General features: G+C 71.3%; 15 protein-coding genes and 1 pseudogene. 7 read left to right on the forward strand and 9 right to left on the reverse strand.

Annotated elements, in window-relative coordinates:
* Nucleotides 1-42: 42 nt before the first annotated feature.
* The gene (locus FRAAL_RS17110) at nt 43-597 is read left to right on the forward strand and encodes a GNAT family N-acetyltransferase (protein WP_083866826.1); all 555 of its coding nucleotides are present in this window, start codon (nt 43-45) and stop codon (nt 595-597) included.
* Here the strand turns inward: FRAAL_RS17110 and FRAAL_RS36405 are convergent.
* From FRAAL_RS36405 to FRAAL_RS17130, 4 genes are all read right to left on the reverse strand, one after another.
* Nucleotides 579-821, reverse strand: a complete 243-nt coding sequence (locus tag FRAAL_RS36405) for an SAM-dependent methyltransferase (protein WP_011605044.1) — start codon at nt 819-821, stop codon at nt 579-581. The genes FRAAL_RS17110 and FRAAL_RS36405 overlap by 19 nt on opposite strands.
* Nucleotides 822-1131: 310 nt before the next feature.
* The gene (locus tag FRAAL_RS17120) at nt 1132-3345 is read right to left on the reverse strand and encodes a hypothetical protein (RefSeq protein WP_011605045.1); all 2214 of its coding nucleotides are present in this window, start codon (nt 3343-3345) and stop codon (nt 1132-1134) included.
* Complete coding sequence (locus FRAAL_RS17125; RefSeq protein ID WP_041939411.1) at nt 3342-4514, reverse strand: 5'-methylthioadenosine/S-adenosylhomocysteine nucleosidase; 1173 nt, start codon at nt 4512-4514, stop codon at nt 3342-3344. Before FRAAL_RS17125 ends, FRAAL_RS17120 begins: the two co-directional genes overlap by 4 nt.
* 171 nt (nt 4515-4685) lie before the next feature.
* The gene (locus FRAAL_RS17130; protein WP_011605047.1) at nt 4686-5414 is read right to left on the reverse strand and encodes an NUDIX hydrolase; all 729 of its coding nucleotides are present in this window, start codon (nt 5412-5414) and stop codon (nt 4686-4688) included.
* A gap of 501 nt (nt 5415-5915) precedes the next feature.
* Between FRAAL_RS17130 and FRAAL_RS17135 the strand changes: the two genes are divergently transcribed.
* Complete coding sequence (locus tag FRAAL_RS17135; RefSeq protein WP_231861051.1) at nt 5916-7079, forward strand: ISAs1 family transposase; 1164 nt, start codon at nt 5916-5918, stop codon at nt 7077-7079.
* A gap of 1018 nt (nt 7080-8097) precedes the next feature.
* Here FRAAL_RS17135 and FRAAL_RS36410 read toward each other — a convergent pair.
* A pseudogene (locus FRAAL_RS36410) lies at nt 8098-8295 on the reverse strand (SAM-dependent methyltransferase); the annotation flags it as partial.
* A 204-nt stretch (nt 8296-8499) separates the two neighbouring features.
* On the opposite strand from FRAAL_RS36410, the gene FRAAL_RS17145 reads away from it, so the two are divergent.
* Nucleotides 8500-8982: an SRPBCC family protein gene (locus FRAAL_RS17145; protein WP_011605051.1), complete on the forward strand. Its 483-nt coding sequence runs from the start codon at nt 8500-8502 to the stop codon at nt 8980-8982.
* Between the two features lie 342 nt (nt 8983-9324).
* On the opposite strand, the gene FRAAL_RS17150 is transcribed toward FRAAL_RS17145, so the two are convergent.
* Together FRAAL_RS17150 and FRAAL_RS17155 are read right to left on the reverse strand one after the other, a co-directional pair.
* On the reverse strand, nt 9325-10233 hold the full coding sequence (locus FRAAL_RS17150) for an oxygenase MpaB family protein (protein ID WP_050997148.1): 909 nt from the start codon (nt 10231-10233) through the stop codon (nt 9325-9327).
* Nucleotides 10234-10284: 51 nt separating this feature from the next.
* On the reverse strand, nt 10285-10809 hold the full coding sequence (locus FRAAL_RS17155) for a hypothetical protein (RefSeq protein WP_372665416.1): 525 nt from the start codon (nt 10807-10809) through the stop codon (nt 10285-10287).
* A gap of 215 nt (nt 10810-11024) precedes the next feature.
* Between FRAAL_RS17155 and FRAAL_RS17160 the strand changes: the two genes are divergently transcribed.
* On the forward strand, nt 11025-11288 hold the full coding sequence (locus tag FRAAL_RS17160) for a DUF2277 domain-containing protein (RefSeq protein WP_011605054.1): 264 nt from the start codon (nt 11025-11027) through the stop codon (nt 11286-11288).
* A 3-nt stretch (nt 11289-11291) separates the two neighbouring features.
* On the opposite strand, the gene FRAAL_RS33115 is transcribed toward FRAAL_RS17160, so the two are convergent.
* Entirely contained in the window at nt 11292-11474 is a 183-nt protein-coding gene (locus FRAAL_RS33115) for a hypothetical protein (protein WP_041939414.1), read from the reverse strand.
* Between the two features lie 221 nt (nt 11475-11695).
* Here FRAAL_RS33115 and FRAAL_RS17170 point away from each other — a divergent pair, with 221 nt between their 5' ends.
* The gene (locus FRAAL_RS17170; RefSeq protein ID WP_041940658.1) at nt 11696-12913 is read left to right on the forward strand and encodes a sensor domain-containing phosphodiesterase; all 1218 of its coding nucleotides are present in this window, start codon (nt 11696-11698) and stop codon (nt 12911-12913) included.
* On the opposite strand, the gene FRAAL_RS17175 is transcribed toward FRAAL_RS17170, so the two are convergent.
* On the reverse strand, nt 12841-15309 hold the full coding sequence (locus tag FRAAL_RS17175; protein ID WP_231861052.1) for an MMPL family transporter: 2469 nt from the start codon (nt 15307-15309) through the stop codon (nt 12841-12843). The two genes, FRAAL_RS17170 and FRAAL_RS17175, sit on opposite strands and share 73 nt — an antisense overlap.
* Nucleotides 15310-15793: 484 nt before the next feature.
* Here FRAAL_RS17175 and FRAAL_RS17180 point away from each other — a divergent pair, with 484 nt between their 5' ends.
* Both FRAAL_RS17180 and FRAAL_RS17185 read left to right on the forward strand, forming a co-directional pair.
* A complete protein-coding gene (locus FRAAL_RS17180) occupies nt 15794-17017 on the forward strand; it encodes a cytochrome P450 (RefSeq protein ID WP_011605058.1) in 1224 nt (407 codons plus the stop codon).
* Nucleotides 17018-17287: 270 nt separating this feature from the next.
* Nucleotides 17288-18721, forward strand: a complete 1434-nt coding sequence (locus FRAAL_RS17185; protein WP_011605059.1) for an MFS transporter — start codon at nt 17288-17290, stop codon at nt 18719-18721.
* Nucleotides 18722-18727: the final 6 nt, after the last annotated feature.

The raw sequence follows: 18727 nt of genomic DNA on the forward strand, positions 1-18727 counted from the left end.
GCACTCTTGCACGGATGACGCCGGCCGCAGGGTGAAATCTGGATGTTCGCGACGACCCCAGCCGGACTCTCGGGGGTCGGCCGCCACCGCGTCCCCGGCGCGGCCCGGTGGCACCGATTTGCCACGATAAGCCCCAGCGATGGGCCGACGAGTAGGCGGCCAGGGCAGGAGAATGATCCGGTGAGGATCCGCACCGGCCGGGACGGCGACGTCGAGCTCCTCCTGGCGTTCTGGGGGTCGGCCGCGCACGGGACGAGCGTGAGCGACGATGCCGCCGGTGTCGCGGCGCTGCTCGCGCACGACCCGCAGGCGGTACTGATCGCGGAGGTCGACGGGGTCGTCGTCGGCACGCTCATCGCCGGCTGGGACGGCTGGCGTTGTCACCTGTACCGGCTCGCCGTCGCCCCCGAGCATCGGCGCGCCGGAATCGCTCGGGCGTTGCTGGCCGCCGCGCGGGAACGGTTCCTCGCCCTCGGCGGCCGCCGGATCGACGCCATGGTCGACGACACCAACACCCAGGCGCACGCGCTCTACCGCGCGGCCGACTACCGGTCCCAGCCGTCCTGGACGCGCTGGGTTCACCCCCTGGGTGGCTGACCGGCCGGCTCAGGGATGGCCGACGACGAGTCGGAGCGCTCCGACGAACCCATGAGCATCAACGCGACCGGCCGGTCGAAATCGAGGGTGCGCGCGGCGCCGACGAGCACCGCGGCCGGGTCGCGCAGGTCGGCCTCCAGGTAGCCGGTGGCGCCCTGCGGGGTGCCGACGAGCAGCGGGCGGGCGTGGACGAGCACCAGCGGTACCACCCCTGGGTTGCACATGTCCGTTTCTTTCAGACTTTTGCAAGCGCCGGCCCGCCGGCGAGGCCGCTCGACCTTGTAGGCAGGGCGACCTGTACCGCGGGTGCGTCAACGCCTGAGGACTGAAGCAGTGCAGCATCCTTGCCGTTGGCCGCGCAGTCACCGGCCTTGGCCCGTTGTTCTGGGGCTGGTGGGAGAATGTCCGTCTGAGAGCCGAGTCAAAAAAGCCCCTTGCTTGCACATTTCACGTCAAGGTGACACGTTCCTCGCCACGGTGGCCGACGCGGGTCGGCATCCCTCCCCGGCGGTCGCCAGGCTGCGGCAAGCCGGCCTATGTCGTTTTCGGGTCGGCTCCCGGCTGCGGGCTGTCGGGAGAGGGGTCGGGCTGTGCCGGTCGCGCCTCCGGGCGGTCCTGTCCGGAGCTGAGGTTCACCTCTGCGCCGCGGGCCGCGGCCAAGTCCGCATCCGTGGCGGTCCCGGTTCTCCCGGGTGACTCCTGCCCTCGGGAGGCGTTCTCGTCGCGCAGGGCGGACGCGATTCTCCCGCCGTCCTGCGACCGCCCGAAACCCGTCCGGCGGACCCAGGCCCTGCCCTCCGCGGCGATGCCCTCCAGCACGTGGATCGTGTGCTGAACACCGGCGGCATCCTGTGTCAGCCGGGCGACCGACTCCGTGCTCTCATCCACCCCGTGGGTCGTGTCCTCGTCCAGGCTCACCTCGGCCATCTGCATCCCGATCTTCGTGCCGTCCACCAGGACGAGTTCGAGCTTCTGCTCGTCACTGGCCGTCCGGTCGACCCGGATCGAAGCAACCACGTCAAAGCGGTAGTTCATCCGGTTCTGCTCCGTGAACACGCCGGTCTCGAAGTTCAGCCGGGAGACGAGGTTGCGAACTCCGTCGGCGGTGAGCAGAAAGACCGAGATCCGGTATTTGCGGAACCGCCACGGACCGCGAGGGACGCGGGCCGCCGTCTTGCCTTTCTCGGAGTTGGGGGGACCGCCTACCGGTGTCTCGATGAACGCGTGGGCGACGACGTCGCTGGCGGTGAGTCGATAGTGACGCAGTGCTCTGTCCAGGAGGAGTTTGCGGTCGTGGTCAAGCCACTGGGCCAGCTCCGCGTCGCTGGGACGGTCGGCCAGCCGGGCCCGCCACCGCTCGAGTGCCGCCTGTCGTGCCGCGAGAACCTCGGCGTGCTGCGCCGTCTCGGCGACCCGACGCCGGTGGTCGCCGTTCATGGCCAGCCAGGCACGTGCGTACCCGGTGGTGCTGGCCGACACGACGAGCACCGTTCCCACCGCCAGGAGGAGGTCGACGCCGGCCGCGGCGACCGTCGCCCACAGGCAGCCACCGACGACAGCGGTGATCCCGAGCGTTCCGCGGGCGCTCACCCCGGGCGCGACCCGCAGCTCCCGGCGGAAGGAGACGCGTGCCTCGCCTCCCGACAGGCGCTTGAGATGGGTTGCCTCGTGACGCAGCAGCCAGGCGATCCGCTCGATACTGATGCGGGAGTAGGAGTACTGGCCGACGATCTCTCGGAGCAGGCTGAACCGGGCGTCGGCGGTCTGCCATAGCCACTGGTCGCTGGTCAGACCGTGAGGTCGATACGAGGCGACGTAGTACCTGAGCCTGCCTTCGACCTTGCGAGCAAACGCGCCGGGTGGGATCTCACTCCCGTCCTGCGTGTGATCGTAGGTCACGTTCCAGACGATTCCGCGCTGGAGGCCGAGCAGGCCGCCGACAAGGACGACGGCACACCCGAACAGCACCGCCAGGCGACCGTTGAGCGTGAGCTGTATCGCGAGATACACCGCCCAGGCCACGAGCGCCAGCCGCGAGATCTCGGCGCGCAGCCGAGTGTCGGCAGGAACTGTGGTCGGCCGTGCGCCGCGCGCCCGAGCCTCGATGGGCGGTGGTTCAAAGAACTTCCACACCCGGTCCTGACGCGCCCCGGCCTGCTGCCCCCGGGCGGCGACTTCGATCGCGCGCCTCCACAGCTGGTCCTCGAGAGGGCCCTCCAGGAACTGCTCCAGGTGACGGAGAATCATCCGGCGCTGGGTCCGGCCGAGTACGCTCCGGTCCAGGGCGTCGAGCTCCTTGAGCGCCAAGGCCATCTCGTCCTCGGTCGCCGTGACCGCGTTCAACAGCAGGAGCACAACGCGCAGCCCGTCGGTCCACGCGTCGTGGACGGCCGCGGGTGGGCCCGCCAGGACCTCCTTCAGCTGCCTGGTCTGCTCGGTTGTCAGCTCGTCCCGCGAACGCCCGCTCACCAGCGCCAACAGCCAGTGGAAGAGCATCCGGTCAGTTCTCGTCGGGCGCATCAGGACGGCCTCGTTCATGAGCTCCAGCGCCCGGGGCGGCATGTTGCCCTCCAGATGCAGTGCCCCGACCTCGAACCTCTCCTCCGGCGTCGCGCCGGGCGGGACCATGTACACCCGGACGTCACCGTGGACCGTCCCGGCCTGCGCGCCGACTGTGGAGGAGCCGCTGACCGAGTTGGTCGTCGACGACGGTGCGTCCCCGTCCCGAAACCCGGAGCCGTCGGTCACGACAGGCCTTGCGCGAGGGTGAGGACAACGGCGATCCTCGCGGCGAGGTCGACCACGTCAATGACAAGGCCACGAACCTTCTTCAGCGACACCACCAGCGTGCGCCGGCTCTCCGGCGAGTTCGCCCGCAGGGCCTCGTCGGCGGCGGTGAGCTCGGCCTCGGCCGCCGCGAAGGTCGCCGCGTCCACGGCGCCGGCGGTGTGTGCCGTGGCCAACTGGGCGCGGAAACCGGCCAGCGCGGTCGGCAGGTCGACCGGTGTCCGCTCGGTGGGGGCGCCGACAGTGACGTCGCCGTGGACGACGCCGGCCTGCGCACCGACCCAGGTGTTGCTGCCCGACACGACGTTACGGATGTTGTGGGTCGGCTTCGGCATGGCGGATGTCCTCCCGGTGCTCGTCACAGCCTCGGCCCGTCCGAGGTCGGCGGACAGTTCCTCGGCCAGCGCGATGGCGAACGAGGCCGCGTTCGCCACGGCCCGCGGCTGCCACTGCTGGCGGTCGGTCGACTCCTTGGTGCCGTCCGCGTGGTCGCTGATGCCGCGGACCACAACCACCGGCAGCGAGCTGTTCAGCTGGCCGGCCTGCGCGGCTCCGGCAGCCTCCATCTCGACGGCGAGCGCGTCGTTGTAGTGGACGTGCAGCCACCGGGCGAGCGCCGAGACGGTGGAGTTCAGCACCACCTCGCCGGCCGCGATCGGCCCGAAGTGCACCTGCGGGAGGGCCTCGGGCCCGGCCTGCTGCGGCACCCAGGACCGCGTCCGCTTCAGGTGATGGGCGATCTGCTCGGCACGGTGCGACATCGGCCAGGTACGAGGCCGGCCCCAGTCGCCGTCGTCCTCGCTGGTGGCACCGTGAAAGGCATAGACCTGGCTGGCCACCACCACGTCGCCGAGCGCGATATGGCGATGCAGGGCGCCGGCCACGCCGACGAAAAGCAGCGCCGCCGGATCGAACTCGGCGATCGCGCGTTCGGCCAGCACCGCGGCTGACTGATTGCCCACGCCGACCAACGCCAGCGCCACCTGGCACCGGCCGGCCGCGAGCCGGCCTACCTCGAACCGGGTGCCCTGCGGATGGCGGCGCAACCGCAGATTCACCAGGTGCTCGCGGACCGCCAGGTACTCGAGGTCGAGTGCGGTCAGGATGACGATCGGTCTGGTCCTTGCCATTGTCCTTACTCCCCGTTCCAGATGGACTTTTCTCCGGAAACTGCGGCTGCCCCTCAGCCCGGTCATGTGAGTCCGGACCTGCGACAGGGGCCGATGGATGGACGGCATCCGCGGACGGCGGCCTGACGGATACGGCGCGCTGCCGCGGCCGCGGCAGCGGCGTCGTCAAGGTCAGTCGGCGGAAGAACTCCCAGCCTCGTTCGGCCGCCCGATCGGCGGTGACAGGACGGTGCTGGGGCCGGCTTTGAACAGGCGTGCCGGGCGCCCGACGAGGCTTCGCTGCTCTGCACCGGTGGGGACGAGGAATCCGTCCACTCTTTGGATCTTGCGATAGAAGTTCCTGGGGTCGAGCGGTATTCCCCATACCGCCTCATAGACCGTCTGTAGCTCACCGATGGTGAATGTCGGGCCGCAGAACGCCGTGGCGAGCGAGGAGACCTCGAGTTTGCCTCGGGCCCGCTCGACCCCGTCGAGGACCAGCTGGCGATGATCGAAGGCCAGGTTCAGCTCGCCCGCGAGCACGCGGTCCGCCGGCAGCCAGGCCGCGTCGGCGGCGTCGGTGCCCGCGACCGGATCGGGCAGTCGAGGCGCGATGGCCAGGTATGCCACTGAGACGACCCGCCCGCGCGGATCCCGGCCGGGACGGCCGTACACCCCGAGCTGTTCCAGGTGCAGTTCCCCGGCGTCGAGGCCCGTCTCCTCCGCGAGCTCCCGGCGCGCCGCCGCGTCGAGATCCTCCTCGCTGTGCGCGAGAAATCCACCGGGGAGCGCGTGCGCCCCCCGGTATGGCTCTGTCCCACGCTCGATCAGGAGCACCCGCAGGCTCGCCGCGCGCAGCGTCAGAATCACCAGGTCGACGGCGATCAGGACAGCCGGCGGTTCCCAAGGAACATCGATCATGCTGCGAGACTAGCTTTTTGTCCGACTGACAGGAAGAGTTGTCGGTTAGCCGACAGCTGCTCACGCCTGCGCTACGACCCCTGATCGTCGGTGTCGGAGAAGGCTATGCTCCGCGATCTGGGCAATCGGGACGAGGATGCCTCACGGGGTAACCAGGGCCGCGGCGAGGTAGCACATCGGTCTTGATTGACTACGAAGCGTGGTGAAGCTGGTAGCTCCCTCGCTGGGCTGGGGGTCGGGTGTTGTGGTTTCGGCAATGCGTGGCCGGACACCGGCCGCAGAGACCGGAGTAATCGTCCGCAAGTTCGTCGGCGGAAGCCTGGCGCGATCGGGCTGGGGCGCCTTCGGCTGGTTTGGGAAACGGCCGGTATCGCGATGGGAGGGCCTGGCACCGGCGTTGCTAAGAAAGTGGCCTTCCGTTTCGGACAATGAAAGCGCCAACAACCATTGTCTGCACGAAAAGAAGGCCACCGAGTGTCATCATGCCAGCCTGACCCCGCCATGTCCACTGCCCCGTTCGGTGCCGAGTGCTATGACATCACCAGCCTCCTGGACACGCTGGGCGAGATTCCCGACCCACGGGACCAGTGGGAGAAGATCTACAGCCTTTCTTTTCTTCTCGCCGTGATACTTGTCGCGACGCCGACGGGCGCGAAGTGCCCGCGCGAGTTTCATCGCCGGGCTGCGGACCTCCCGCAGTCGCTTCTCGCCGTTCTGGGGGCACCGCGCGACTTTCTCGTCGGCGGCTACCGGGAGCCGTCGGAAAAGACGATCCGCCTGCTCCTGAAGAAGATCGACGTGGACGCCCTTGACACGGCGTTCGGCAGTTGGCTGTGCGCGCAGGCCGCCCCCGGGCAGGTCGCGTTCGCGATCGACGTCAAAGTCCTGCGCGGGGCCTGGTCTGGCAAGGACGCGCAGGTCAGGCTGCTATCCGCGATGCTCCACGGCAAAGGAGCGGTCAGAGTGCGGGTCCGGATCCCCGACGACACCAACGAGATCACCCATATCCAGGAACTGGTCACAAAACTTCCGAAAAATGCCCGGCCGACCAGTCACGACGCTCGACGCCATACGCACCCAGCACGACACCGCGAGACTCCTCGTGAAAACCGCATGGACTACATTCTTACCGTCAAGGGCAACCAGCCGACCCTGGAAAGGCAGACGTTCGAGCGGATCCTCCCACTTCTCCAGGAAACGCCGCATCACGAGGTCGAGGAACGCGCCCACGGCAGGATCAAGAACTGGCAGACCTGGACCAGAACTGCCGAAATAATTGATTTCCCCCACGTCGAGACCGCCTGCGTCATCCGCCGCGATGAGTTCGACCTCACCGGTGTCCGCATCAGTCGCGAACACGCACTGATACTCAGCAGCACGCCAAGCGAACGCGCGACTGCCGCCTATCTACACAATCGCACCCGCAGGCACTGGGGAATCGAAAACGAAATTCACTACACCCGCGACACCGCCTGGCGCGAGGACGCTAACCCCACCTACACCGGAAACACCAACCATGCCCTCGCAAGCTTTCGGAACCTTGCCATCGGCGTCATTCGCCTCAGCGGCGCCAGGAAGATAAAGGAAACCATCAAGCACGTCGCCGCCAATCGCTACAGAGCACTCCAACTCATCGCTACCGTCTGCAACGGAGCAGGACTCTGAGCTACCTTGCCGCAGCCCTGATTCCGGTCGGGTTGCCCGAGCGCCAGGTGCGGTCCATGAAGCAGCGGTAGAGGTCGGGCTGGAGGCCGTGCAGCAGCGGGCGGTCGACCTGGCTGCCGAAGTGGGCTTTGAGGCCGGCCTGTTTGGCGCGTTGGTCGAGGTACCAGGTCTCGGCGTCGGGGAGGTGGAAGGTGTGCTTGCGGCGTTCCTTCTTGGCCCGCTCGGCGGCGGTGGGGACGAGGGCCCACCAGGGGTCGTGCTCGGCGAGGATGCCGGCCTCGTCCCAGTCGGGGCGGGCCCAGGGCGGGTTTCCGACCTGGAGGCCGAAGCCGCCGCGGGCGAAGACCTGGGGGAAGTCGAGCTCCCAGTGGAAGAAGCCCTGGCGGTCCGCGATCTCGGCGGCGACCCGCAGCCACGGGAAACGGCTGGTGGCCTCGGTGACCGGGGTCTCGTCCGCGAAACCGAGGTCGAGTGCCTCGGCGTCGTCGAGGCCGCGCCAGGAGAGGTCGTCGGCGAAGCTTCCCTGGCCGGCGCGTTCGTGCCGGCCGGGCTTCGTCGCGCGGCCGAGCAGTGCCTCCAGGCCGCCGAGCCAGGCGTCCCAGTCCGGCGGCGTGACGGTGGTTGTCAGCGGCCACGACGACAGGGCGCACCAGGCGTCCATGACCAGCCGCAGGCGGCGGTAGGCACTGTTCGGGTCGTGCAGGACGGCCTCGACCTGCTCGCGGGTCCCCGGCTCCGTGGTCTCGGTCTCGGCCCGCGGGGCGCCCCACACCCCGGTCGCGCGGCGGATGCCCGCCTCGGCGATCTCCAGGCGGCGGCGCGCCGGCCCCCACAGGACCTCGACCCGCTGGGCGAGGCGGGCCAGCCGGTTCTGCTTCTCCTTGCCCGGGGTGCGCAGCACACCGGCCCGCCAGGCCCGCAGTGCCTCCCGGGCCTCGGGTGCGTACGCCTTCGCCTCGGCGGTGTCGACGACGGCGCCCCAGCCCGCCGCCGGCTGGGTGCGTAGCGGCACGTCGGTGGGGTCGTTGTCCACGTAGACGATCCGGGAGTCGGGCGTGGCCCGCTGGGCGACCTCGTGGGTGTTGTCTGCGGTGGGCAGGCCGGTGCCGACGTCGAGGAACTGGCGGATGCCGGCCTCGGCGGCGAGCCAGGTCACCGACCGGGCGAGGAAGCCGCGGGAGGCGCGGGCCAGCTCGGCGATGCCGGGCAAGACCTTGAGGTACACGGAAGGAAACCACCTCGCTGCGGACGGTGGCGGTCACCCTCTCATCGGGGGCGGTATCGGTTGAGCGCCGGCCGGTCGCGCCATATACAACGTAAGGGCGTGACTCGGATCACCGCGGGCCCGCGGTGCTGACCGGCGGCACGGCACCCGGCACCCCGGATCCATCGGGATCCATCCCGACGCGAAGGAGCACCCGTGGCCGACAAGCAGCGCATCTCCACCACCCGCCGGATCTCCGCCCCGGCCGAGCGGATCTTCGAGCTCGTCACCGACCCGGACGGCCACGTCCGCATCGACGGGTCGGGCATGCTCGTGGCCGCGGGCGACGCCCGGCGCGTGACGCGCGCCGGCGACGCGTTCGAGATGGACATGGACCGCGAGCCGCTCGGCGACCTGCCGTTGGGCAAGTACCGGGTGCGCAACGTCGTCACCCGCATCGAGCCCGACGCCCTGGTCGAGTGGACGGTCGGCGGCGTCGACCATCCCCCGATCGGCCACGTCTACGGCTACGCCCTCGCGTCGGTCGACGACCACACCACCGACGTGACCTCCTACTGCGACTGGAGTGCCGTGTCGGAGAAGTGGAAGGCCCGCGTGAGCTGGCCGGTGGTGCCGCTGACGATGCTGGAGAAGTCGCTGGCGAACCTCGACCGCCTGGTCACCTCCCCCGCCGCCTGACCGCCGTACCTTCATGAGCGGCGTTCTCATGCTCCGCCAAGTCTGAACCGGGCCTCACACCACGACTTCCCCGTCCACCACGTTCATGGTGTCCGTGTCGACGGCCGCCCTGAGGCGGACGATCTCGTGGAGCATGCGCGTACCGCAATCGGCTCTACCGGCGAGGTGTGACCTGCCTCCACAGATCATGCGCCAGGTTCCTGCGGCGGGGTCGGGCTGGAAGTGCCGAAATGGTCGTGGCGGTCCGGGGCGCGGCCGGCGATGCGACGCGGTTCCGCGGAACCGCCCGCCGCGCCACGGCAGAGTCGGGCGTCGGGGCCGATTGCGCCACCGTGGCATGGGTCAGGTGTCTCGCCGATCGGGATCGGTTCCGGGGGCTGTCGACGGTGGGCGGGTGGCCCAGCGGATGGTCGTGACGATGCCGTGACCGGCCAGGCGGCCGACGGTTGCCTCCGCCGCGGGCAGGTACGGCAGCCGCAGCGGCCAGCGGGTCCAGGCGGGCATCAGACCCACGGCCGCGAGGGCTATGGCGCTGTAGGGGACCCGTGCTGGTAGCGGCAGGGGCGGGCGCAGCAGCAGGTAACGGGCCGCCGAACGCGCTTCGGGAGTGCCGGCGAGTTCGGGGCGGTACTCGCGCATTGCCTCGACGAGTTCGGCTTCGGTGCGCGGCGGGTCGATCACTCCCAGCTTCTCGGCGACGATCGCGGCATCGGCGACGTAGCCGTCACGCTCGTGCGCGTCGAGTGGTTCGCCTCCGCCATAGCGCTGGAACGCGGCGAGGAAGCTGGCCACCTCGGCCACGTGGACCCAGCGGAGCAGGTGCGGATCGGAGGCGTCGTAGGGGCGCCCGTCGGGTGCCACCCCACGGACCTGTCGGTGGACCCCTTTCACCCGGGCGACGGCCCGCTCGGCCTCGGTGGCCGGACCGAACGTGGTGACGGCGAGGAAGAAGCTGGTGCGTTGCAGGCGGCCCCACGGGTCGTGGCGGAAGTCCGAGTGCCCCGCCACGCCGGCCATGGCCAGCGGATGCAACGACTGGAGCAGCAGAGCCCGCAGGCCGCCGACGAACATCGACGAGTCCGCGTGCACGCGGCGGATCGGCCGGTCCTCGGCGAACCAGCGCTCGCCCTCGGCCTCGAAGATCTGTTCTCGACGAGTCGGGCCCTCGGGACCCGCCACCCGCTGCAGAACGTGGCCGCCGAGCCAGGCCCGCACCTCGCCGGCACCACTGATCATCCGTACACCCACCATCACCCCATGATGCGCCGGACCGGGCACCGTGGTCCCAGCCCGAGGGCGGGGTCAGCGGCGTTCGAAGACCCAGGCGGCGGCGACGGCGGCGCCGACCACGACGCCGACGAGCAGAATGCCGCCGAGGACGAAGAAGCCGACCGCCTTGATCAGGGCGATGACGATGGGCAGTGCGGCGGCGAGCACGAAGAAGCCGCGGGTGCGCACCGGGGTGTTCACGACCGCGTACAGCTTGCGGGGGCCGCTGACGCGGGAGACGTTGAGCTCGTCGGACACCGACGGCATGAGCCGGATCGTCGTCCAGGTCAGCGCGACGAAGGCGAGCGTCAGCGCGAGGGCGTAGAGGAACCCGACGCCGCGGCCGAAGGCGTCGAACGACGCCCCGGCGGCGATCACCGTGATCACCAGGGGGATGTACCAGGAGGTGGTGCGGTCCTGACGCGCCTGGCCGGCCAGCCGTCGCGCCTGGGCGAACCGTTCGCCGCGTCGACCCGCCCCCCGGTTGCCACCCGACGACTCGCCGTAATACCCGTCCGCCATGAGCGCTCGGCTCCCCTCCACGGTGAGTACCGCCATGCCCCGCATCTTGCATGGGCACGACACGGCACCCCTCGCTATTTTCCCCCAATCCAGCGGCCCGGGATGTGTGATTTTCGGGGAAGACCACAACCCGATGGTCCGGCGTCACAGCCCGATGGCCCGGAGGTGGGCTGCGGCGCCGGGTCGTCGCCATCCGCCGGTCGCGGCCGACGCCCGGCCGACGCCGCTCGGACGGTCGTTACGGTTGGGGTATGTGTCGCAACATCACCGAACTGCGGGGACTCGAGCCGCCGGCGACCGCCGACGAGGTGCAGGCCGCCGCCCGCCAGTTCGTCCGGAAGATCAGCGGCCTTCGGCGGCCGCCGGCCACGGCGGACGCCGCCTTCGAGACCGCCGTCGCCGAGGTCGCGACCTCGGTGCAGCGGCTGCTCGACGCGCTTCCGGCCCGCCGTCAACCGCCCTCGACGGTGCCACCGCTGCGGCGGCCGGAAGTCCGCGCACGAGCCGACGGATAGCCGCTACCGGCGCTGGGTCTCGGCCCGGGAACGGCGCCGCCGACTGCCGGAGTCGACGAGCCGGTCCGGCGCCTTACCTGCGAGTGCATCGGCGCGATCGGTGGCGACGCTGTCGGCGATCAGTTCCCGCGTCCGGTCCTGCTCCTGGTCGTCAAGGCCGTGCAACAAGCTGTCGAACATGCTCACGTGGTCACTCCACCTGGTCGGATCCGCGGCGTTGCTGCCCTCGCTCTGGGCCCTTCCCGCTCTCGCGTGCATAAAGCACCGAATTTGCGCTGATCTGATGCAGACCACAGACAAGCCCCTGACCTGCGTGTTTGTCCGGGTCACGGCGGCAGGGCGGCGGCGGGCGCGCGTGTGCGTGGACGCGCTCGCGGGCACAGACACCTCGCGGGGAGGTGATGCCGATGACGGTGCGCGCGTCCACGCTGCTCGGGCCGACGGCCGAGGTTGCCACACCGTCGGCGGCGGTGGTCGAGCTGCTCGGCGTGCTACGCAGGCATCTCGGGATGGACGCGGCGTGGCTCGGCCGGATCGAGGGCGACGTGCTCGTCATCCAGGTCCTCAACGGCGACGGGGGGTCCTTCCACCTCACCCAGGGGTCCACCGTGCGGCGACAGACCGGCCTGTATGCCGAGGTGCTCAGCGGGCGGCTGCCGGCGCTCATCCCCGACACCTTCGCCGACCCCCGCACCGCCGACTCGCCCGTCGCGCGCGAACTGGACATCCGCTCCTACGCCGCCGTGCCGGTGGTGGACGGCGACGGCGCGCTCTACGGCCTGCTCGGCTGCATCGCCCACCGGCCCCATTACGAGCTGCGGGAACGCGATGGCCGGTTCCTGCGCATGCTCGCCGAGATCCTGCGCGACTCCGTGACCGACCTGCACCGGATGTGGCAGGCACGCAGTCAGGTCTGGCTGGACGTCAGCCGCCTGATCGACCAGGGCGGCCCGGCGCTCGCCTTCCAGCCGGTGTTCGACCTGGAGCGGGGGCGGATCATCGGGGTGGAGGCGTTGTCCCGGTTTCCGGACTCCTCGCGCAGCACCACGCAGTGGTTCGCGGCGGCCGGCGCGGTCGGGCTGACCGTCGAGCTGGAGCTGGCCGCGGTGCGCCGCGCCCTGGGTGCGCTCCCCCAGATCCCCGCGCAGATCGGCCTCGCCGTCAACGCCTCCGCGACCACCCTGTCGGCCGGCCTGGTGGAGATGATCAGCGGAACCGACGCGGAGCGCCTCCTGGTGGAGATCACCGAGCACGAGCGGATCGCCGACGCCCCCGAGGTCACCCGTGCTCTGGCCCGGCTGCGCCGGCTCGGGGTCCGCCTGGCCGCCGACGACGTCGGCGCCGGCTACGCCGGGCTGGAGCAGCTCGTCCGGCTCCGCCCGGAGATCATCAAGATGGACTGCAGCCTGACCCAGGGCATCGACGCCGACCCGGCCCGCCGCGCGGTCGCGACGGGCCTGGTGCACGTCGCCGAGGAGATCGGCGGCGGTGTGGTCGCCGAGGGCATCGAGACGGCCGGCGAGCTGCTCACCACCCGCGAGACCGGGATCCGTTACGGGCAGGGATTCCTGCTCGGCTCGCCCACCGGCGTGCTGAGCGACGCCTGCGCCGCGGCCGGCGGGTGAGCCGGCGGGTGAGCCGGCGGGTGCGCCGGCCGGTGCGCACCGCGGACTCCGCGCACGGGTGTGCGCGGCCGGGGGATGCGCGGCCGGGGGAACGGCGGTAGGCCGCCGCCCGCGACGGTGGCTGCGCTGCTGCCGGCCCCCGGGCCCCCGTCGGGGCGGCCGGCGCCGGCGATGTACAGGCGGACCAGGCCGGTGCGTTTGGTCGACGTCGACGTCGACGCGCCGAGCGGCAGCAGCCGGCGGCGCGAGCCGCGGCGCGGCGGGGCAGGCGGGGTGGGCCGCGGCGGGTCGCCGCGATGATGGTCCAGCCCGACCAGGTGGATGAGCGCGGGCAGCAGCACCAGCCGCAGCACGAGGGCGTCGAGGATCACCCCGACGGACAGTCCGATGCCGAGCAGCTTCATCATCCGCACCTGTTGCGTCGTGAGCGCCACGAACACCGCGACCATGATCATGCTGATGGTGATGACGACACCGCCGACGTCCGCATGCCGGCTGCTGACCTCCGCCTGGGGATCGGCAGCGTCGGCGGAGCCGCGCAGCCGGTTGAGCAGCGTCAGGTGCATCCCGATCGACAGCCCGTACACGATGATCAGGATGAGGCCGAGGATGAACGGCTCGATCGGGCCGGTGCGCACGCCGAGCCCGGAGGCCAGCCAGCCGTTGCAGAAGACCGAGGTGATGACGCCCATGGTCGCCGCGAGGGCGAGCATGCTGGCCGCCGTGATCGCCAGGCTGTGGCGCACCGAGCGCAGGCCGAGCAGGACCGCGACGCCGAGCACGCCCAGTTCCAGGATCAGGAAGGCGGGCAGGACCCGGGCGAAGCGGTCCGACATGTCCTCGAAGATCGCCGTCTGGCCGCCGATGTACACCTCCAGGGAGGTGCCCGCGATCGCCGCCGGCACGGTGGAGTCGCGCAGGCGGTGCACGAGGTCGCTGGCCGCCGCCGATCGCGGCGGGTCGTTCGGGAACACCTGGATCAGGGCGCTCGCCGCCTGGGCGTTCTGCAGGACGAGGAAGGCCCGCTGCACGCCGCGGGTGCCCTGCAGGGCCGTCAGCAGGTGGGGCACGGCGTTCGGCTGGTCCGCGGAGATCCCCGTGGCCATGACGATCAGCTGCCCGTTCAGGCCGGGGAAGTACTCGTCGCTGACCAGGTCGTAGGCGCGCCGGCTCGTCGTCGACGTCGGGTCGACGCCGTTGTCGGTGCCGCCGAGGCGCAGGCCCACCACCGGCAGCGCCAGGACGGTGAGCAGCACGACCGCGGCGCCGGCCAGCACCTGCGGGTGGCGCCCGACGGTGCCCGCCCACCAGGACCGCAGGCCGGGGCGCACCGGCAGCCCGGTCCCGGTGACGCTCAGGTGGGTCCGCTCGGCCCAGACCAGCAGGCCCCGCCCGGAGATCGCCAGCATCGCCGGCAGCAGCGTGACGACGACGAGGATGCTCACGGCGGCGGCGGTGAACCCGGCCAGGGCGAGGCCGTCGAACACGCTGAGGCGCAAAGCGCTGGTGCCGAGCATGACCACGGCGAGCCCGAGGCTGCCCGCGACGGTCGCCCGGCCGGGATGGCGCATCGCCGCGCGCACGGCGTCGGCGGGTCCGCGTCCCCGGCGCAGGTCGGTCTGGCAGCGGTTGACGACGACGAGGGCGGAACCGAGGCTCAGCCCGAAGCCGAGCACCAGTGCCAGCAACGTCGCGAGCTGCATGACGTTGGCCCGGTGGGACAGCAGGGTGACGGCGGCCAGCGCCCCCGCGGTCGCCGCCCCCGCGGCGACGGCGCACACGGCGACGGCGGCCGGCGAGCGCACCGCCAGGCAGAGGATGAGCAGCGCCACGCCGATGCCGATCGCGATCGGCCAGGGGGAGATCGTCCCCTGCACGACCACGGTGGTGGCGGGCCCGGTGACCTCGACCTGCAGATCGGGCGCGTCGTAGTCGCGGGCGGTGGCGATCAGCCGGCGCATCGCGGGCAGGTCGGGCGTGGTCGGCGCGTCCTTCATGAGCACGGAGACGATCGCGGTGTGCCCGTCCGCGCTCAGGGGGCTGCCACCGAGCGGCACGGCGCCGAGCGGGCTGTAGGGGTCGAACACGCCGGTGACGCCGGGGAGCTTGCCGAGTTGCGCGATCATCGTGGCGACCCGCGCCCGCACCTCGGGCGCCTGCACGTCACCCGCCCGGGCGCGCACGACGATCATCTCCAGGTCCGGCAGTCTCCGGTTGGGCATGATGTCGGCCACCAGGTCCATCGCCTGCTGCGATTCGGCGCCGGTGACGCCGAGATCCTGGCTGAACCGGGCGCCCTTCTCCTGGGCGACGTTCGTCGCGGCGATCAGCGCTACCACCCACGCCGCGACGACCAGCCATCGGTACCGCTGGCACCAGCGGACCAGTAGCGTCACGGCACTCTCCTCGGCAAGGACCAGTAATGGCCCATTTGGGTTGAATGTCGGATTCGTATGCGGGGCCAATCTGGCCCACGGACAGGCACGGCGTCAACGTGAACCGGGTCAGGACCGGCCAGATGGGCACTCCGGTGGGGTGCCGGCAACGTGTTCGGGGGATCACAAAACGTCCGGGGGAACCGGCCATCGGGTGGCCGCGGCGACAGCGGCCGCGGCGGTGGTGGCGGACGGTGGCGACGGCGGCGGCGGCGCCCGCGGGCGGCGCGGCGGTGGCGAATTCTAGCGCCCGACAATGCGGCGGCGCGGCGGGTGACCTTCTCCTGCCAGCGGCGGGACGTGTGCAGAGCATGTTGGCGACAAGCTGTCCGGGCGTCGCTTCCGACCTGCTTTTTCGATCGTCTTCACTACGTGCGGCCAACCGGCGTGCAACGATCGGCGCGCTGCTCCCCCCGCCCTGGCAGCGAAAGGAAGTTCTCCCTCCATGTCCATTACGGAAGCCGTGCAGAACGATCAGGAAATCCCCTCGTTTCCCTTTGACGACACATTCTCTCCACACTCCTCGGAACGGCTGGCAGAATATGCGCGCGAAGCACCCGCGATCCGGGTGCGTTTTGGTCCCGGCCAGCTCCCGATCTGGCTGATCGTCCGCTATGCGCCGGCCCGGGCGATGCTCGCCGACTCCCGTTTCTCCCGCACCCGGACGCTGGACTTCTCCCCGCCCCTGACGGCGGGCCAGATGCCCGATCCGAACTCCATGCTCTGGCTCGACCCGCCGGAGCACACCCGGATCCGACGCATGGTCAACGCCGGATTCGCCCACCGTCGCATCGAACGGATGCGGCCCTGGATCGCGGCGACGGCCCGGGCCCGGATCGACGCGATGACGGCCCAGGGCGCGCCGGGAGACATCCGCACCCTGGCGTTCCATCTGCCCATCGAGGTGATCTGCCAGCTTCTCGGCGTCCCCGATCTCGACCGGGAGAAGGTCCGGACCTGGAGCGAGTCGCTGTTCCGGTTCCATCTCGACCCGAAGGGCGCCGCCGAGGGGCTCTTCGCCCTCTACGGGTACATGGGCGAGCTGGTGCGTGCGCGCAAGGCCGCCGCCGGCGACACCCACAGCCCGGAGGGTCTGCTCGACGTTCTCATCGCCGCGGCCGACGACGACGGCACCCTCACCGAGCCTGAACTGCACTCGCTCGCGATGACCCTGCTCATCGGCGGATTCGAGACCACCGGCGGCGTCATCTCGAACGTCATCACGACCCTGCTCACCCAGCGGTCGCACTGGGAGTCCCTGGTCGCCGACCCGAGCGGCATGCCCAACGCCATCGAGGAGCTTCTGCGCTACCACCCCCTGTCGATGACCTTCCCGCGGGTGGCGACCGAGGACGTCGACCTGGGCGGTTTCGTCGTGCGCGCCGGGGAGGTGGTGGTCGTGCCCCTGGCGGCGATGAGCCGCGACCCCGCGGTGTTCACCGACCCCGACCGCCTCGATCTGACCCGGGAGCCCGTACCGAACCTGACCTTCGGGGCCGGCGTGCACCACTGCATCGGCGCGCACCTGGCCCGGGTCGAGCTGACCGAGGTGCTCACCGCGCTGATCGAGACGGTGCCCGGACTGCGGCTCGCGGTGGCGCCCGCCGAACTGCGCTACGAGCTCAAGGCGCCGATCGGCCGACCGGAGACCCTGCCCGTCGTCTGGTGACCGCAGGCGTGGCGCCGCCGGAGCCGACGCACCGTCCACGGACGTCACCCACCAACTCCGGCGGCCCGCGCCCGCCCCGCCCGCCAGCCCGACGGCCAGCCACCCCGAACGGCCAGCCACCCCGAACGGCCAGGCAGCCTCGAACGGCCAGGCAGCTCGACGGCCAGCGAGCCCCACGACCATCGTTGGATTCTCCAACCCGCTGGGGTTAGGCTTCCCCTCGACCAGTCAGTTTGATTTTCGGACTCACTGTGCGAGCGAGGAGCGAGCATGAAGGAGAGCCCCGTGGGCGGTGGGCGGTTCGGGCGGGTGTTCGCGGTGGTGGCGGCCGGGGTCGCCATGTCGAACCTCGACCTGTTCGTCGTCAACGTCGCCCTGCCGGACGTGGGCCGGCACTTCGACGGCTCGTCGCTGTCGTCGCTGTCGTGGGTGCTCAACGGCTACGCCGTCGTGTTCGCCGCGCTGCTCGTGCCGGCCGGGAACCTCGCGGACCGGACCAGCCCGCGCCGCGCCTACCTGTGGGGCATCGGGATCTTCGTCGCCGCCTCCGCGCTGTGCGCCGTCGCCCCCGCGGTGTGGTTCCTCGTCGCCGCCCGGGTGCTGCAGGCGGCGGGAGCCGCCGTGATGACCCCGTCCTCCCTCGGCCTGCTGCTCGCCGCGGCGCCGCCCGAGCGGCGCGGGGCCGCGGTGCGGGCCTGGACGGCGGTGAGCGGGCTCGCGGCCGCGCTCGGGCCCGTCGCCGGCGGCCTGCTGACCGAGCTGGACTGGCGGTGGGTGTTCCTGGTCAACCTGCCGGTCGGGCTCGCCGTGCTCGTCGCCGGACCGCGGGTGCTGCCCCACCTGCCGCGGCGCCCCGGCGCGGGGCGTACCGACCTGGCGGGGGCGGTCGTGCTGACGGTCGGGATCGCGGCGCTGGCGCTGGGGCTGGTGCGCGGGCCAGACTGGGGCTGGGGTTCGGCGCGGATCGTCGGGTCGCTGCTCGCCGGCGTGCTGCTGCTGGCCGGGTTCCTCCACCGCTCGGCGCGTCATCCCGCGCCGGTCCTGCCGCTGCCGCTGCTGCGCGTGCGGACCTTCAGCGCCGCGGCGGTGGCCGCGTTCGTGTTCAGCGTCGCGTTCGCGGCGATGCTGCTGTCGGCCGTGCTGTGGTGTCAGGACGGCTGGCACTGGTCGGCGCTGCGGACCGGGCTCGCCATCGCCCCCGGACCGCTGATGGTGCCGGGGCTCGCCCTCGCCGCCGGGCCGCTGGTGGCCCGCCTCGGGCCCGGGCGGGTGGCGGCCGGCGGCTGCGGCGTGTTCGCGGCCGGGATCGGCTGGTGGATCCTGCGGATGGCGCCGCAGCCGGACTACGTCGGCGCCATGCTGCCCGGGATGCTGCTCACCGGCGTCGGCGTCGGGCTGATCCTGCCGACGCTGATCAGCGCGGCCGTCACCGCGCTGCCCCCGGCGAGCTTCTCGACCGGCTCCGCGGTGGTGACCATGGCCCGCCAGATCGGCACCGTCATCGGCACCGCCCTGCTCGTCGCCGCGCTCGGCGGCGCGACGGGCGACGACCTCGGCTCGCTCACCGACGCCTACGACCTGGGCTGGATCATCATCGTCACCGCGGTCGTCCTCGCCGCGCTGGTCTGCCTCACGCTGCCGCGCCCGACCCGTCCCCTCGCCGTCCCGGCCAGATCGCGGACCCATCGTGCCGAGGCTTCGTGACGTCGG

The sequence above is a fragment of the Frankia alni ACN14a genome, assembly GCF_000058485.1.
In the GTDB taxonomy this organism is placed as follows: Bacteria; Actinomycetota; Actinomycetes; order Frankiales; family Frankiaceae; genus Frankia; species Frankia alni.